The organism is Phormidesmis priestleyi ULC007 (genome assembly GCF_001895925.1).
In the GTDB taxonomy this organism is placed as follows: domain Bacteria; phylum Cyanobacteriota; class Cyanobacteriia; order Leptolyngbyales; family Leptolyngbyaceae; genus Phormidesmis_A; species Phormidesmis_A priestleyi_A.
In genome coordinates this window covers 1-16,018 of the sequence record NZ_MPPI01000051.1, presented here as the reverse complement: position 1 = coordinate 16,018, position 16,018 = coordinate 1, and the positions used below count along the sequence as shown (strand labels likewise).

Sequence of the window (16,018 nt, the reverse complement as noted above, 5' to 3'; positions counted from 1 at the left end):
GTTTGCATGTTTGCATAGGGTAAAGTTTAATGAACAAAACGCTACAAAGTTTAATAAAATAGCGTTATTCACAGATAAGTACTTTTACCTATCATGCTGCTAGCCGATCGCTTCCCCTGGCTGACCACGATTATTTTGCTGCCGCTCGTCGCTTCATTAGTGATTCCATTTCTGCCTGACAAAAATGGCAAGATCATTCGCTGGTATGCGTTTGGCGTAGGCTTCGCTGACTTTGCCTTGATGTGCTACGCCTTTTGGAAACACTATGATGCCAGCAACTCGTCGCTACAACTAGTTGAAAGCTATGACTGGATACCGCAACTAGGGTTAAGCTGGGCAGTCTCAGTCGATGGATTGTCGCTGCCGTTTGTGCTGCTGGCTGGGTTGGTGACCACGCTTTCAATGTTTGGCGCATGGCAGGTCGATCGCAGACCCAAACTTTTCTACTTTCTAATGTTGGTGCTTTATGCCGCCCAGGTGGGGGTATTTGTCGCCCAAGATTTAGTGTTGCTGTTCATCATGTGGGAAGTCGAACTGATTCCCGTTTACCTGCTGATCTGCATCTGGGGCGGACAAAAGCGCCGCTATGCTGCGACCAAGTTTTTGCTCTATACTGCTGCCGCTTCTATTTTTATTCTGGTTGCCGCCCTAGCAATGGCGCTTTATGGCGATCGAGTCACTTTCGATATGGTCGAACTGGGCATGAAAAATTATCCATTGGCGTTAGAATTGCTGCTTTATGCAGGGTTGCTGATTGCCTTTGGAGTCAAGCTTGCCGTTTTTCCGATGCACACCTGGCTGCCCGATGCCCACGGTGAAGCGTCGGCTCCAGTCTCGATGATTTTGGCGGGGGTGCTGCTCAAAATGGGCGGCTATGGGTTGATTCGTCTCAATATGGGGCTGCTGCCTGATGCTCACGTTTATTTTGCGCCGCTGCTGGCGATGTTAGGCGTGATTAATATTGTCTATGGCGCAATGAACTCGTTTGCTCAGTCAAACATGAAGCGCCGCCTCGCTTATTCGTCGATTTCTCACATGGGATTTGTGCTGCTAGGCATTGCCTCTTTTACTGATTTGGGCATTAGCGGGGCAATGTTGCAGATGATTTCTCACGGGTTGATTGCGTCGGTGCTGTTCTTCTTGGCGGGAGTGACCTACGATCGCACTCACACGATGGCAATGGATGATATGGGCGGCATTGCTCAAGTGATGCCCAAAGTGTTTGCGCTGTTTACGGCGGCATCGATGGCATCGCTAGCGCTTCCAGGGATGAGCGGTTTTGCGAGTGAAATCGCGGTGTTTGTCGGTTTTACCACAAGCGAAGCCTACAGTTCGCCGTTTCGCGCAGTGACTGTCTTTTTAGCGGCGGTGGGCGTGATTCTGACCCCGATTTATCTGCTCTCGATGCTGCGACAAGTCTTTTATGATGCGGGTGCGGCACCAGACTGTGACGTGACGAGTGAAGGCTTGAAGGCTCTAGAAAATCAGGGTGCGGTTTGTTTTGGAACCAACTGTATTCTCCCTGCAGATGCAGAGTTTAGCGATGCTAGACCTCGTGAAGTGTTTATTGCAGGCTGTTTTTTGGCGCTGATTATTGGCATTGGGTTCTATCCTAAATTGGCGACTCAACTTTATGATGCAAAAACGGTTGCTGTAAATGCTCAGGTTCGTCAGTCTTATGCTCGACTCGCGCAGGCAACTCCCCCGATGTTGGCTCAAGAATCTTCTCCTCGATTTGCAGAATCTGAAGTAGCGCCTGTTCTGGGAATGCTCAAATAGCTGTAAAAGGGCACGGGATATCGTAGGGGTAGGGCATGCTCTACCCTCTCGTAATCATCCGATCGATCGCAATTGTTTTTGAAATTATTATGAGAAAAGATCGCGATCGCCGTCTTTTTTAGGTTACTAAATAGACGCTTTCACAGGGGCAATTCCACCATAAAACACGTTCGCAGATTGCCGCTTTCAACCCGAATCGTTCCGCCGACTCGATCGACTAACTTCTGCACAAGTGCCAAACCTAGTCCAGTGCCGCCTTCTTTTCTAAAATCTAATTCGGGAATGCGATAAAACTTGTCAAAAATATTTGAGATTTTATCGCCTGGAATTTCAACTCCAGTGTTACAAACCATGATTCTGACTATTTGCGGCTCTGTATGGACTGTGTTGATAATGGTGTTAGCAGATAAAATCACCGATTCATAATTAGGTGTATATTTACAAGCATTTGTTAATAGTTCAACCACAATTCTCGACAAACTAAGTTGATCACACACGAGTGCTGGTAAATTTGGCCCAACGTCAAACTTCAAAGTCTGCTGGTGTTTCTCAAACCGTTTTAGCAGAGGATTTGCCACGTAATGCAACCATTCTTCTACCGGAATTGCTGATAGCAACAGAGACATGGTGTTGGTATCGAGTTGCTGAAGATCTAACAAATCTTCGATCAGCTTGGCTTCTCGATCGCACTCATTCTGCAAAATTTCGAGATAGCGATCGGCTTTGGTGTCTTGATTTCCGGTTTGCTTGAGTGTGACGTTGAGCATCTGAGCTGCCATTTTCATATTCGCCATCGGGGTGCGAAGCTCGTAGGAAACCGTGCTGAGAAACTCGTCTTTGATTTGATTAAGGTGCGCTAACTCTTTGACCTGAATCTGCGCTGTTTGATAAAGCCGAGCCTGACGAACGGCGATCGCGCACTGACTCGCCACCTGATGCACTAGCGCAACTTCTAACTGACTAAACGCATTTTGAGACTGACGATAGAGAAATAAATCGCCTAAAACTCCTTGATTATCGACAATCGGACAGAGCAAAATTGCTGCTCGATCGTCCGTTTCTAACTCGCAAAACTGACTCGGCTTGCCCTGCGATCGTTGAGCAAGGAGCGTTGAGAGTGCTGGAAACATCGAAGCCTCAGCAACGGGTAGATAAGCAGAGATCGGAACGGTTTGCACTTCTGGTTGCCCTGGGTTTCTGAGTTCTCTAGTCTCTGCCAGCCATTTGTATAAAATCGTCACCTCGATCGCGGCATCATAGAGCGCGGTGTCACACGCGGTCAGGTTCAACACCAATCCCAACTCTTGGACAACGGTTTGCAAAATTTGATTTTCATCTAAGCTATCGCGGATTCGATCGGTGATGCGGCGCAGCATTGCCTGATAGTCTAGAGCTTGCTCAAGTTGGGCGGTCTGTTCTTGAATCTCGCTCTCTAAGTCAGCATTCTGTTGGCGAATTGTGGTTTCGGTGTGCTTGCGTTCAATAATGTCTCGCACCATCCAGCGCAATGCCACTGTCTGCCCATGCCCGTTTTGCACAGCAACGACCTTAAACACAGCCGGAAACGCTTTGCCCTGCGCGGGTTGAATCCCAACTTCTCGCCGTCCTACGAGTTTGCCAGAGTCAAACTGGGTCAGATAGGTTGCAAACTCCGATCGCGCTTCTGAAGCAATGAACCTCAGCAACGGAGAGCCGGCCAGCCACGATCGCTCCACTCGAAACAACCGCTCAGTGGTTTGATTGGCTTCGATAATCACCCCATCGATAGAGGTGACAAAGTAAGCATCTGGCGCAAACTCAAATAAATCTTGATAGTGGTTCTTTTCTAAATTAAGCGCGTTGCGCTCACTTCTTAACTCCTGATTTTGCGCCTGCAACCTCACCACTAGAGCTTGCAGATCGGCAATAGCGGTGGCATGGAACTGCAAATGTTCTAACAGCGCCTCTTGCTCCGAGCAAGCATTTGCGCTCAATCCTAGTTCTAATAAGCGATCTAGAGAAATTCTGATTTTCTGGGTGAAGGTATCATTTTGCAATCCGCAAACCTCCTGTCACGATCGGCACCAGGTTCAATAAATGTCTGAATGATTTGCTGCGTTTAACTGCTTAAGTCTTCGGTGCGATTTAATTCAAGCTAATCTGCCTTTAGTATGGGTTGTCTTGTGGCGATCGTGCTATAAGCTGCCAATTTTCTGTCACAAAAAGCAGCTAAATTGTAGTCGGAACAACTTTCCAAGCATTTTCTAAGCTCTAATAAAGATCGGCGATCGAAGAGAGTTTAGTAGATCTCTTCGCGTCAACAAACCATAACATAGCGTTCGGTGGGCGATCGGCATGACAAATCGGGTTTTGATTCTCGGCGGCAGTGGCAGAATTGGCAGCAAAGTGGCGGCTGACCTTTTGGCTCACACACAAGCATCAGTGACGATCGCCGGACGCAACCTCACCAAAGGCGAACAGAAAAGTGATGATCTGGGGTCACGAGTTCAATTTGTGACGATCGACCTGGCAGATCAAAAAGCACTGGAAGCTGCGATCGCTCAAACAGATGTCGTCGTTCACTGTGCCGGGCCGTTTCACTACCGCGACGCTGAAGTTTTAAAGCTGTGCATTCAGCAAGGCGCAGATTATGTCGATGTCAGCGATCATCCTTCGTTTACTCGCAAGGTTTTAGACTATCGAGCCGAAGCTCAAGCTGCTGGCGTGACGGCAGTGATTAACACAGGCATTTTTCCGGGCATCTCAAACAGCATGGTGCGTCGGGGTGTTGAGCAACTAGACGACGCTGAGAAAGTTCACCTAAGTTATGTGGTGTCAGGCTCAGGCGGCGCAGGAATTACCGTAATGCGAACGACATTTTTAGGGCTGCAACGTCCCTTTAAGGCGTGGATCAATGGAGAATGGCGATCGGTCAAACCCTATAGCGATCGCGAAGTGATTGAGTTTCCGGCTCCTTATGGCAAAGTTGGCGTTTATTGGTTTGATATGCCCGAAGCGTTTACGCTGCCCGACACGTTTCCAGTCAAGACGGTGATCACTAAATTTGCGACGGTGCCCACGTTTTATAACTATTTGACTTGGAGCGTTGCTCGCTGGTGGCATCCTAGCTGGTTACGCAACTCGGCGGTGATTGAGTTTTTGTCGCACGTTAGCCATTTTATGACCGATGTCAGCGATCGCTTTAGCGGCATTGGGGTGGCGATTCGCTCAGAGGTGACTGGCACCAAGGACGGACAGCCCATGCGCTGCTGCTCAACGTTGATTCACACCGATACGGCGATCGCGGCAGGGTACGGCACGGGCACAGTGGTTGAGTTGCTGCTTTCGGGGCAGTTAAAAAAGCCAGGAGTGTGGGCGATCGAGCAAGCACTCCCGACTGATTTATTTGAGCAGGTGATGCAAAGCCGAGGCATCAAAATTCAGCATCAGCTCATGCGTTAACGATCGTAGATCAAACAACCTGTAAAACCTGTAAGCGTCTTCTGCCCTCATCCCCAACCTTTCTCCCCAAGGAGAAGGGAGTTAGAGTCTTGTTCCCTCTCCTTGGGGAGAGGGCTAGGGTGAGGGCAGGCTTAATAAATCCACGATCGCCTCAAACTTCCTGCGTCGGCGCGTGTAAACCGCACTCTTTTTTGGTGCTATCCTCCCACCACCAGCGCCCTTCTCGCTCATGCTGTTGAGGCAATGTGGGTCGAGTGCATGGCTCACAGCCGATGCTGATAAAGCCGCGCTCATGCAGTGGGTTGTAAGGAACTTCGTAAGAACGGATATACATCCACACGTCTGCCGAAGTCCAGTTTGCTAGTGGATTGAACTTGATTAATTGCCGATCGTCGCTAGAGAAAGCGTTGTCAATCTGCACTACGGGCACATTGGCACGAGTCGGACTTTGATCTTTGCGCTGTCCGGTAATCCACGCATCTAAAGTGGACAATTTGCGGCGCAGAGGGGCAACTTTGCGAATGCCGCAGCATTCTTGGTGTCCGTCTTCGTAGAAGCTGAAGAGTCCTTTTGTGGTGACTAGATTTTCGAGTTGTGTCGCATCGGGATACATCACTTCGATCGTGATCCCATAATGTTTTCTGACTCGCTCAATAAACTGATAAGTTTCAGCATGAAGCCGCCCCGTATCAAGGCTGAAAACTTTGATGTCTTTGTTGATTTTGTGCGCCATGTCGATCAAGACGACATCTTCAGCACCGCTAAACGAGATCGCAAGGTTATCAAACTGACTGAGGGCGATCGCGAGAATTTTTTGTGGAGTTTGGTTAGAAAGGTCGGCATTGAGGCTAGAAATATCTAGTTCGGGCTGCGCGGTCAACTGCGCCATGATAGTGTTCTCCGCTGATCGTCTGAATTCCATCTTTTATTCTATCGGCTTGTCAGCGCCCTTGCGTTTCTAGGAAAAGTGTCAAATCCTTCACACTATGATTTTCACAAAAAATAGTTCGGTATACTAAGCCTGTCTTCTCCCTTAACATTTACGGCGATGAGCAACCCAACCAGAGTCGGTATATTAAAGAGCAATGCCCCAGGCATAACAATGGTTAGAATTCGCAACAGTCCAGATTTAACCTCTGCTTATGTCTCAAAACCTGTCGGCACTCGCGTCACGGTCACAGATCAAACGGGAAGAGATGCGAGCGGCTTTGTTTGGTATCGAGTCACCTTTGACGTAACGAAAAATGGTTGGGTTAGAGAGGACGTGATTGATATCTCTACAAGCCCAACCCCGACTCCAACCCCAACTCCAACCCCAACTCCAACCCCAACTCCAAATCCTATTGATGCCCGCACGCGCTTGTTTTTTGAAACCAACACCCGACAGGTCAGAGTGTTTGAAGAGGGTGCCAGCGTTTTTATGAATATCTACAACAAAAGGACGGCATCAACCGAGCTAAATCACGTCTTTGCGACTAAGTTGTCCAATTCGGGAGGATGGGAGAATTATCTATCGACGAAAGATGGACGGGCGTATCAAGCTTCAATGATTCGTCGGGGTGCGACTCAACTCAAAATCACCAATAGCGCCACTGGCATGGAGATTGAACCGATCGAGTCTGGCTTTAAGGCATGGGGAAGTGAATATCAGTAGGTTTGTTCAAACGTGATCCCTTGATCTCCCATGAATCGGTAGGATGAGAGAGACGTGCCGATCGGATGTTTAATGCCTCTTACCCAATCCTCAAATCCGCTGCTCAATCTCAACTACGAACCCGCTTTAGAAGTGTTGGGCGATGACTTTTTTGATGTCGTGGCGGCGGCTGAGTTTCCTCAAGAGATTTTGCGGTTTCGCAACGATCAAGTTCTAACTCAACTGGGGCTAACGCCAGAAACCGTTACAGATGCCGATTTTGTTGAGGCGTTTGGCAAATTTCAAGGACGGCAACCGTTTTTGGCTCTTCGCTATCACGGCTATCAGTTTGGAGAATACAATGCCTTTTTGGGAGACGGCAGAGGGTTTCTCTATGGGCAAGTCAGGGGCACAGATGGCGAACTTTATGACTTTGGCACTAAAGGATCAGGGACGACTCCCTACTCAAGAGGCGGAGATGGACGACTGACGCTGAAAGGCGGCGTGCGAGAAGTGTTGGCATCCGAAATGCTGCACCGTTTGGGCGTTAAGACTTCTCGCTGTTTAAGTTTGGTTGAGACGGGTGAACCGCTTTGGCGAGGCGATGAGCCTTCACCAACCCGATCGTCCGTGATGATCCGCTTTAGCCGATCGCATATCCGGTTTGGCACCTTTGAGCGATTGGGAACGCTCGATCGTAAAGACCTGATTGCAATTTTGCTGGATCATGTAATCGAGGTTTACTATCCTCATCTGGCAGGGGAGCGCGATCGTTACGCCTTGTTTTACGCCGAATTGGTGAAGCGAGTCGCCCAATTGGTCGCACAGTGGATGTCATCGGGCTTTTGTCACGCGGTTCTCAACACCGATAATATGTCGATCACGGGCGAGAGTTTTGATTATGGCCCTTTTGCGTTTATCGACACTTATAATCCTCAATTTACGGCCGCTTATTTTGACTATTCGGGGCGCTATTGTTATGGCAATCAGCCTGCTATTTGTCGGTTAAATCTCGAAATGCTTCAGGCTCCCCTTCAACGAGTGATTGCGATCGCGGATATGGAGGCTGGTTTAGCAAAGTTTGAGTCACACTACGAAGAGTTTTATCAGCAAAGAATGCTCGATCGGCTCGGCTTTAATCGCTTAGAAGAATCGCTTTCAAAAGAACTGAACGCGTTAACTATTCAGTTTCTAAAAGAATCTCAAGTTGAATATCAAAGTTTCTTTTGGGAGTTGACTACGCAGTTTTCTAAAACTTGGCGAGAGTCAGCAAAGCACATTTTTAGCGAGTTAGAAATTCCTAATGAATCACTTCAGATTTGTTTTCAAACTTGGCGAAAAAAATATCATCAAGCTTTAAATCAGTTGCCAGAAGATGAAATGCTAAACATTGCGAATCGGCTTTATCAACATAATCCTAGTGTGAATTTAGTTAGACCTGCGATCGAAGCAATCTGGCAACCGATCACGCAAGACGATAATTGGCTACCTTTTTATGAGCTTTTGAATGAGATTCAAGCCCAATCCCCGCTTAAAACTTCTATATAATCAGCGATTCAGTCATGATCGAAGCGCCTGTTTTTATAACGCCAAGGCTGATTGTGCGACTCTTATCACAACGCGATATTCCTGCGGTCATCCACTATTACAAAGAGAATCGAGCGTTTTTAGAGCCGTTTGAACCCACTAAACCCAAGAATTTTTACAACCGAGAGTTTTGGTCGCATCAAATCGACAAAAGTTTGATTGAGTTCAGCTACGATCGTTCGCTGCGCCTGTTTATCTTTAACAAAAGTCAACCCGACAAAATTATCGGCGGCGCAAACTTTACACAGATGATTCAAGGCGTTTCTTATTCTTGCTGTTTAGGCTATAGCCTCGCCGAATCAGAACAAGGACACGGTTATATGACCGAAGCCATTCAAGCGTCCATTCAATACGTCTTTGACGACTTAAATATGCACCGGATTTGTGCCAATTATATGCCTCATAATCGCCGCAGTGCCAGTGTCTTAAAACGGCTAGGATTCGTAATTGAAGGCTATGCCGGGAACTACATTTTAATTAACGGCAAGTGGGAAGATCACATTCTCACAAGCCTAACCAATCCCAATTGGGCAGAGCGATAAACATGGCTGAAATCGGAGCAACTATCGCCGCGATCGCGACCGCCATCATTCCCGAACAGGGCAGCGTTGGCATTGTCAGACTGTCAGGTGCAAAAGCGGTGGCGATCGCGCAAACACTGTTTCACGCGCCGGGTGATCAACCCTGGGAAAGTCATCGAATTCTCTATGGCTATGTGCAAATTCCGCAGACTCGGCAGGTCGTCGATGAAGCCTTACTGTTGCTAATGTTCGCTCCTCGCTCTTACACCCGCGAAAATGTGGTCGAGTTTCACTGTCACGGGGGCATTATGGCAGTTCAGCAAGTGTTGCAGCTTTGCTTAGAACAGGGGGCACGACTCGCACAGCCTGGAGAGTTTACGCTGAGGGCATTTCTGAATGGGCGGCTAGATCTGACGCAAGCCGAAAGCATTTCTGATTTAGTTGGAGCACGATCGCCCCAAGCTGCCCAAACTGCTCTCGCTGGCTTGCAGGGCAAACTCGCCCATCCGATCAGGCAGTTACGAACGACTTGTTTAGATCTTTTGGCAGAAGTCGAAGCCCGAATTGATTTTGAAGAAGATTTGCCGCCTATAAATGAACTAGAAATCCAAGCCCAGCTAGAAAACCTATTGGCAGACGTGACGCAAATTTTGGCAACGGCCGATCGCGGAGAACTTTTACGATCGGGCTTAAAAGTCGCGATCGTCGGTCGTCCCAATGTCGGCAAATCCAGTTTGCTCAATGCTTGGAGTCGCAGCGATCGGGCGATCGTCACTGATCTGCCTGGTACGACTCGCGATGTAGTCGAGTCTCAGCTTGTCGTCGGTGGCATTCCGATTCAGGTACTCGACACGGCAGGAATTCGAGACACCGACGATCGGGTTGAGAAAATTGGGGTAGAGCGATCGCGTGCGGTGGCACAAGCTGCGGATCTGATTTTGCTGGCGATCGATGCCCAAGTTGGCTGGACAACTGACGACCAAGAAATCTATCAACCCGTGCAACATCGCCCATTAATCCTGCTGGCAAACAAAATTGATTTGGTTGCGACGGGTGCGATCGCCGCTCTAAACTGTCCGCCTGAAATCACTCGCATCGTCAAAACAGCCGCCGCGCTCAACCAAGGCATTGACGATTTAGAGACAGCCATTCTCGAAGTTGCCCATGCAGGCGGACTGCAAGCCGCAAATCTTGATCTCGCCATCAATCAACGACAAGCCGCCGCCCTCACCCGCGCCAAAGTCGCTCTTGAGCAAGTGCAAGCTACGATCGCCGCTCAACTTCCGCTTGACTTTTGGACGATCGATCTTCGCAGTGCCATTCAAGCGCTCGGTGAAATTATCGGTGAAGATGTGACGGAATCGGTGCTCGATCGCATTTTCAGCCGATTTTGCCTTGGCAAATAGAATTCACTCAAATCTCTAGAAGGTGTGACGATCGCGGAACTCTGACAACTGGAGAAAGCAATGCAAATCTTAATCATGAGCAGAACTCGATTTATTGGGTCTGCAATAACGATTCCGCTTGAGCGGCTGCAACTATCCTTGGCAATGGACTAAGATATCTAGGCAGTCCGCTCCAAGGGGTTTGTTATGTGGCGATCAAGTGCGTTCCCAACGAAATTTTCGGTCTGACTCCTGAATCGGCACATCATTGATGCTAGCAAATCGCCGCATCATTAAACCATTGTCGGCAAATTCCCAGTTTTCATTGCCATAGGCGCGATACCAGGAACCGGATTCATCGTGCCACTCATATTCAAATCGGACAGCAATCCGGTTGTCCATAAAGCACCAGAGTTCTTTCTTCAAGCGGTAGTCCAGTTCCTTAGTCCATTTACGTCGAAGGAATTCGATAATCGCCGTGCGTCCGCTGAAAAACTCTGAGCGATTTCGCCATTCAGAATCGGCAGTATAGGCGAGGGCAACCCGCTGTGGATCACGAGTATTCCAAGCATCTTCAGCCGCCTGAACTTTAGTTTTGGCAGTTTCTAGAGTAAACGGAGGCAGAGGTGGTTTAGTTTCCATCGGTTGATTCCTTGATAAGTGGGTAGATTTGTCGATCGATCGCGGCTTACCAAGAACCCATGCGATCGAGAAAAGGAGAGAATTCTGGATCTGACCCGTGTAGAGGCAGGCTGCCTTCGATGCGCCACCCGCGATCAAGATGGAAGCGTAATAAGCGCTCTGCCCCTGCGTAGGCATTAATTTCAGCCCCTGACCAAATGACTTCAGCGCGGCCTGTCAGATAAAGCAAATTGCCTTGAGCAAAATCGATGAATAAGAGTCCAGCGCGGGGATTTAACTCCAGGTTGCCGAAGGTATTAAAGTGACAATTGCCGGAGAAGTCGGGGACAGTTAAGGTCTGATTATGATCGATCCGCACGAAGCCCGGTTTGCCGCCTCGGTGCGAAACATCCACGCCTCTCGCCGCTCCCGCCGATTCGGCTTGATAGGCGGTGGAGATGAAGAAGGTATCAGCCGCTCCAATCATGGCTTGTTCCGCCTCGCCTAGGGTTTCGAGCCGATGAATCGGTCTAGGAACAGTCGGATCATGAACACTGAGTTCAAACCGGCGGGCTTGGATGTATTGGGGACAGTTGCCAAAGCTCTGCCCGACTTGGACTTCAAAGCGATCGCCATGCGCTGCTGTTACCGTTCCATTCAGGCGATTTCGGCGACGGGTGTGCAGTTCGATACCCAGCAAGCCAATGTCGATGCCGTTGGCGAGGGTGGTCGCTAACGGATCGCCAAACAGGGGTTGGGCCGCAATTTGCAACGTGCGATCGCTCGGTGACGAGAGAAACCCTGGTTCCCCCACCAGAATCGAAGCCCAGGGGCGATCGCACGCATCCACCGTGCCCACAATCACATAGGGTAGTTGGGCAAAGAACTGTCGAAACTGATCGGGAAGATAGTCCCGAATGATGCGCCGTCCTTGCTTGTCCATCCGCTCTTGCGCTCCAAATCGAGCCTGAATTGCCAATTCACCCGCGTGGAAAGGCGATTCAGACTGTGACCAGCCTGTGTTTGCCATGGTAATTTTCTCCTGAGCTTGAGGAAATGAAATGATCGAGACAATTCCAGGAACTAAATGCCTGCCATTGGGATATAGCCAGGAAGTTGCTTCACCCGCTCAATCCATGCCAGCACCTGGGGATAAGCGCTGAGTTCAATCTTGCCATCTCGGGCTAGGGCGACATAGGGAAAGACAGCCACATCAGCGATCGTGGGTCGCTCAAACTCTAACCAGGTGTGGGTACTTAAATGCTGCTCCAGTTGAGTCAGAATAAACTCGGCTTTTTGGGTCGCCCGCTCAATGTTGATGTTTGTGCCAGCCCCAAACAAATGGTAGAGTCGCGCATTTTCCGGCCCTTGACGCACTTCACCAGCGGCGGTTGATAGCCAGCGGATGACCTGTGCTAAGGGTAGGGCTTCTAGCGGCAGCCAATGTTCACCGCCATATTGCCGTGCCAGATAGACCAGAATCGCTTGGGCATCGGCAAGCTGGGTTTCTCCGTCTACCAGGAGTGGCACTTGCCCAAAGGGATTGATTGCCAGGTATTCCGGTGATTTATGCTCACCTTTCATCAAATCAACTCTGACCCACTCATAGTCGAGATCGAGTAATGACAACATCAATCGGGCTTTATAACTGTTGCCAGAGACTTCGTGACCGTAAAGCTTAATCATTGGGATTTTCCTGTTGAGTATTAGTGTGAGTGCGAGTGATTTTGGCTTGCAAGACCTAGAGCGGTGTCAAATCTCCTGATGGTCAATTGGGTGAATAAACCGTGATTAGGCTACGCTGCTGCTGATTGGCGATCGCCGCGCTCCTTCACTGCGGCGAATATCCCGCCAGATTTGGGTCGCTGCTAACGCCCCATCGGCAGCAGCAATCACCACCTGATTCATCCCCAGTTTCAAATCACCCACAGCAAAAATGCGGGGATGGGAGGTGCGGTTCATATTATCTGTAATCAGATTGCCACCCTGGTATTCCAGGTCAATGTTTTTCAGATAATCAGCGTGATATTTAGACCCCATCGAAACGAGTCCAGTATCCAGTTCTACCACCGAACTATCGGCCAGTTCCACACCCGTCATCTGATGGTTTTCACCCAGGAAGCGAGCAATCGGTTGTTCGACTAATGTATAGCTTTGGGCCGTAAGGCGATCGCGGAATGCTGCACCCACCGCAAATTCACCATTCGTGAACAGAGTAATATGGGGAGTGAACCAACCCAAACTGAAGGCTACTTCCAGGCTTGATTCACTACTGCCAAACACCCCCGCCCGTTGATCTCGCATCTCATAACCATCACAGATCAGGCAAACGTGCAGATTATGTCCGGCATAGTCAAACACATTCTGCATATCGTCCAATTTGGGTAGGTGGTCGATAATGCCGCTGGCGGCAATCAGATAACGACTGCGGAACACCACGGCAGTGGGATGGCTGCGGCCTATCCGCACCCGCACTGCAAACGTTTCACCCTCATCCATGACTTCCTCCACATACGCATTGAGGTAATCACCCGCTAAAGACAAGTAATGCTCTTTGCCTTGCTTCAGCACATCCCGACCCGGGGTATTCGGCGGCAAGCCCAGGTAATTGTGCAATTCCTGCATCCACAGGGAGCGGGCCTTGCCCTTATCAATGACGAGCGTAGAGAGCAGATAGCGTTGAAGGTAGATTCCAGCAGATAACCCGGCGGCGCCTCCCCCAATAACTAGTACATCGTAAATTTTTTCAATTTGTTGACTGGGAGTTTGCTTTGAGATCTGCATCTGCACCTCCAATAGGCAGCTAAAGAGATTTACATCATTACCACCGAGAACCGCCTTCCAGTTCTTGCCAGGGTAAACAGTTGACTGACAAGAACTCACGCTCGAAGGGAAATAAACCGGATAAGAGCCAGAGTTGATCCTGACAATCCATCCTGACTATTCGGATTCGAGGTTCATCGCGTTGCTTGGGTTTCATTTCAGCCACCGTTGATAAAGAAAACCTGCTTTTGTACCGTTCGTTCGGTGTATTGATACTGTACCGTTCGTTCGGTATGATTGTCAATAGATAAACTCTATGTTTTAGTCATGTCTAAGCAAGCTCATGTCCCAACGCTGCTCAAACTGTTTCGACAGTTCGGTTATGAGGGTTTAACCCTCTCCAAAATTTCCCAGGCAACCGGGTTAGGAAAAGCCAGTCTCTACCATCACTTCCCAGGTGGTAAGGCGGAAATGGCTGAGGCTGCCCTCACTCAGGTAAATCAGTGGCTAGAGACATGTATTCTGCCAATCCTGAACCGCAAGGTGCAGCCAATCGACGCATTCCAGGCCATGTGTCAGGAAACAAGTCACTTTTTTCAGGAAGGACAAAATTCCTGTCTGTGGGCGGTGTTAGTATTAGAACAAACAAGTGATGACCTGTTTCACTCCCAAATTAGCTGGGCTTTTGCTACGTGGATTGAGGCGATCGCCCAGGTTCTAGTCATAGCCGGATTGGATGAAACAATGGCAAAGCAACGGGGAGAAGATGCCATGATCGCTATTCAGGGTGCATTAATTCTGTCCCATGGATTAAAAGATTTTGCGCCGTTTCAGCGCGTTATCAAACAATTACCGCAGCAACTTTGTCAGAATATTTAAGGCTGACCAAATGATTTTTCTTGTGTAAATATCGAAATTATTGTGTCTGACGATATTAAGTGGGATCTAAAATCACTAATAATCTTACTCAGATCTTGCACTATTCTCAATAGTGCCAGCGGATGGGCTTGAGAATGATTTCAAAGCCATGCTGCATCGCAATGTCCCAGTGACTCCTAATCTGATGTAGGAGGTCTTTCCAAACAACCTGCGGCAAGAGAATGACTTGGGCAAGTTCCCCTGCGGCTTTCCAATCTAGGCGCTGAGGTTTTGCCCAACAATGTGTCCAGTGTGCTAGTAACCCAAGTTGCGGGTTAGTTGGAGATGGGAGATGAGTGTGAAGCGCACTCAGGTCAACGAGTCGAACTCGCGAAAGCAGTTCGTAACCGATTGAGCGGGAGCAAAGGACTAGTCGATAAAAGCAGCTTTAAGGGTGAAAGCAACGATAAAAGTGGAAACTTTAAGCAAAAAGCCATCCATCGTCACCGCATGAATGGCTTTGGGAAATTGAACAGGAATGCCACTGAAAACAGTTTCGATGAAGTGGCGAGTGGTTTGCTTGATGTAAGCGAGAGCGGGAGAATCCGGGCGTTTGGAATTACGTTTACGAGCGACCTGTAAGGTAACAGCCTCGGTATCGCGAAGGGCATCCTCTATTTTGTAATCGGTGTAGGCAGCATCCGCATAGATTTCACTGTTTGCGGGCAGCGATAACGGCAAGGCATTGAGTCCCCGCACATCATTAGCTTCGCCGGGCAGAAAGGCAAATTCCACTGGAATGCCATCAGCGGTCGCTAGCAGTTGTACCCGAATGCCATAGAAGTAGCGCTTTTTGGATGCGATGTAGCCTCGGTAATCCTCGCATCGAACCAGACGAACTTGAGGAATCCGAATGTTGTCGCACAAGGGCACCGGAAAAGAATCGAGCCAGGATTCCGTACTCGAATGGATCGATTTGAGCACCATACCCAGACAGTCGAACAGGTCTAGTAATGGCAAAAATAACCGATGCAAGCGGCGATTAAACCGCGACTTACTCAACATCTTGGGCATCAACCCGGGTTCTTTGAGATAGTCCTGAGCATTCTGATGATTCCCACCGAAAAAGCGGGCAGAGACAAGTGCGGTGGTGATTACTTCCGCATCGCTCAGTTGCACTCGGACATCCTCCTGATGCCCAATCGCTTTGAGCAGGTCATCGGTGATGGCATAGATCGCTATAATTTCAGGAAGCATTTTTTCTCTCCAGGAGTTACAAGACCTTGGAGAGGCTTTATTTGTTTTGCTCCTGCTGCCGCTTATAACTAGCAACTCAAGTTAGTACAAAGGCGACCAGAGACAACACGAGCCAGCGGTAGAGTCCCAGCAAGGTGGATTGACCAAAGCGATGCAAACTAAAGCGATGTTTG

General features: G+C 49.0%; 14 protein-coding genes. 7 read left to right on the top strand and 7 right to left on the bottom strand.

Going from position 1 to position 16,018, the window contains the following annotated elements:
- Window positions 1–93 precede the first annotated feature (93 nt).
- A complete protein-coding gene (locus BRW63_RS24180) occupies window positions 94–1,779 on the top strand; it encodes an NAD(P)H-quinone oxidoreductase subunit 4 (RefSeq protein WP_181314490.1) in 1,686 nt (561 codons plus the stop codon).
- Window positions 1,780–1,919: 140 nt separating this feature from the next.
- Here BRW63_RS24180 and BRW63_RS24175 read toward each other — a convergent pair whose 3' ends face one another.
- Entirely contained in the window at window positions 1,920–3,815 is a 1,896-nt protein-coding gene (locus tag BRW63_RS24175; protein WP_073074937.1) for a sensor histidine kinase, read from the bottom strand.
- Between the two features lie 298 nt (window positions 3,816–4,113).
- On the opposite strand from BRW63_RS24175, the gene BRW63_RS24170 reads away from it, so the two are divergent.
- A complete protein-coding gene (locus tag BRW63_RS24170; protein WP_073074936.1) occupies window positions 4,114–5,220 on the top strand; it encodes a saccharopine dehydrogenase family protein in 1,107 nt (368 codons plus the stop codon).
- Window positions 5,221–5,371: 151 nt separating this feature from the next.
- Here BRW63_RS24170 and BRW63_RS24165 read toward each other — a convergent pair whose 3' ends face one another.
- Window positions 5,372–6,109 carry a phosphoadenylyl-sulfate reductase gene (locus BRW63_RS24165; RefSeq protein WP_073074935.1) on the bottom strand — a complete coding sequence of 246 codons (738 nt, stop codon included), beginning with the start codon at window positions 6,107–6,109 and terminating at the stop codon, window positions 5,372–5,374.
- A 213-nt stretch (window positions 6,110–6,322) separates the two neighbouring features.
- On the opposite strand from BRW63_RS24165, the gene BRW63_RS28590 reads away from it, so the two are divergent.
- From BRW63_RS28590 to mnmE, 4 genes are all read left to right on the top strand, one after another.
- Window positions 6,323–6,874, top strand: a complete 552-nt coding sequence (locus BRW63_RS28590; RefSeq protein WP_219898715.1) for an SH3 domain-containing protein — start codon at window positions 6,323–6,325, stop codon at window positions 6,872–6,874.
- Window positions 6,875–6,946: 72 nt separating this feature from the next.
- Entirely contained in the window at window positions 6,947–8,401 is a 1,455-nt protein-coding gene (locus BRW63_RS24155) for a protein adenylyltransferase SelO (RefSeq protein ID WP_073074933.1), read from the top strand.
- 14 nt (window positions 8,402–8,415) lie between these two features.
- Window positions 8,416–8,982 (top strand): GNAT family N-acetyltransferase, encoded by a 567-nt coding sequence (locus BRW63_RS24150; protein WP_073074932.1) that lies wholly within the window; start codon window positions 8,416–8,418, stop codon window positions 8,980–8,982.
- A 2-nt stretch (window positions 8,983–8,984) separates the two neighbouring features.
- Window positions 8,985–10,367, top strand: coding sequence for a tRNA uridine-5-carboxymethylaminomethyl(34) synthesis GTPase MnmE (gene mnmE / locus BRW63_RS24145; protein ID WP_073074931.1), 1,383 nt, complete (start codon window positions 8,985–8,987; stop codon window positions 10,365–10,367).
- A 195-nt stretch (window positions 10,368–10,562) separates the two neighbouring features.
- Here mnmE and BRW63_RS24140 read toward each other — a convergent pair whose 3' ends face one another.
- The 4 genes from BRW63_RS24140 to BRW63_RS24125 all read right to left on the bottom strand — a co-directional run bounded on the left by BRW63_RS24140 (window position 10,563) and on the right by BRW63_RS24125 (window position 13,850).
- The gene (locus tag BRW63_RS24140) at window positions 10,563–10,988 is read right to left on the bottom strand and encodes a nuclear transport factor 2 family protein (protein WP_073074930.1); all 426 of its coding nucleotides are present in this window, start codon (window positions 10,986–10,988) and stop codon (window positions 10,563–10,565) included.
- 46 nt (window positions 10,989–11,034) lie between these two features.
- Window positions 11,035–11,997, bottom strand: coding sequence for a pyridoxamine 5'-phosphate oxidase family protein (locus BRW63_RS24135; protein WP_073074929.1), 963 nt, complete (start codon window positions 11,995–11,997; stop codon window positions 11,035–11,037).
- A 53-nt stretch (window positions 11,998–12,050) separates the two neighbouring features.
- Entirely contained in the window at window positions 12,051–12,653 is a 603-nt protein-coding gene (locus BRW63_RS24130) for a glutathione S-transferase family protein (protein ID WP_073074928.1), read from the bottom strand.
- Between the two features lie 105 nt (window positions 12,654–12,758).
- Entirely contained in the window at window positions 12,759–13,850 is a 1,092-nt protein-coding gene (locus BRW63_RS24125) for an NAD(P)/FAD-dependent oxidoreductase (RefSeq protein WP_317615844.1), read from the bottom strand.
- Between the two features lie 207 nt (window positions 13,851–14,057).
- On the opposite strand from BRW63_RS24125, the gene BRW63_RS24120 reads away from it, so the two are divergent.
- Window positions 14,058–14,609, top strand: coding sequence for a TetR/AcrR family transcriptional regulator (locus tag BRW63_RS24120; protein WP_073074926.1), 552 nt, complete (start codon window positions 14,058–14,060; stop codon window positions 14,607–14,609).
- A gap of 408 nt (window positions 14,610–15,017) precedes the next feature.
- On the opposite strand, the gene BRW63_RS24115 is transcribed toward BRW63_RS24120, so the two are convergent.
- Window positions 15,018–15,845, bottom strand: coding sequence for an IS982 family transposase (locus tag BRW63_RS24115; protein ID WP_073074118.1), 828 nt, complete (start codon window positions 15,843–15,845; stop codon window positions 15,018–15,020).
- Between the last annotated feature and the right edge of the window lie 173 nt (window positions 15,846–16,018).

Excerpts from the sequence above, each read along its gene's own strand:
- BRW63_RS24130 (WP_073074928.1), bottom strand. The coding sequence starts at position 12,653 with ATGATTAAGCTTTACGGTCACGAAGTCTCTGGCAACAGTTATAAAGCC.
- BRW63_RS24155 (WP_073074933.1), top strand. The coding sequence starts at position 6,947 with ATGCCTCTTACCCAATCCTCAAATCCGCTGCTCAATCTCAACTACGAA.
- BRW63_RS28590 (WP_219898715.1), top strand. The coding sequence starts at position 6,323 with ATGGTTAGAATTCGCAACAGTCCAGATTTAACCTCTGCTTATGTCTCA.
- BRW63_RS24140 (WP_073074930.1), bottom strand. The coding sequence starts at position 10,988 with ATGGAAACTAAACCACCTCTGCCTCCGTTTACTCTAGAAACTGCCAAA.
- BRW63_RS24150 (WP_073074932.1), top strand. The coding sequence starts at position 8,416 with ATGATCGAAGCGCCTGTTTTTATAACGCCAAGGCTGATTGTGCGACTC.
- BRW63_RS24180 (WP_181314490.1), top strand. The coding sequence starts at position 94 with ATGCTGCTAGCCGATCGCTTCCCCTGGCTGACCACGATTATTTTGCTG.
- BRW63_RS24170 (WP_073074936.1), top strand. The coding sequence starts at position 4,114 with ATGACAAATCGGGTTTTGATTCTCGGCGGCAGTGGCAGAATTGGCAGC.
- BRW63_RS24165 (WP_073074935.1), bottom strand. The coding sequence starts at position 6,109 with ATGGCGCAGTTGACCGCGCAGCCCGAACTAGATATTTCTAGCCTCAAT.
- BRW63_RS24115 (WP_073074118.1), bottom strand. The coding sequence starts at position 15,845 with ATGCTTCCTGAAATTATAGCGATCTATGCCATCACCGATGACCTGCTC.
- mnmE (WP_073074931.1), top strand. The coding sequence starts at position 8,985 with ATGGCTGAAATCGGAGCAACTATCGCCGCGATCGCGACCGCCATCATT.
- BRW63_RS24135 (WP_073074929.1), bottom strand. The coding sequence starts at position 11,997 with ATGGCAAACACAGGCTGGTCACAGTCTGAATCGCCTTTCCACGCGGGT.
- BRW63_RS24120 (WP_073074926.1), top strand. The coding sequence starts at position 14,058 with ATGTCTAAGCAAGCTCATGTCCCAACGCTGCTCAAACTGTTTCGACAG.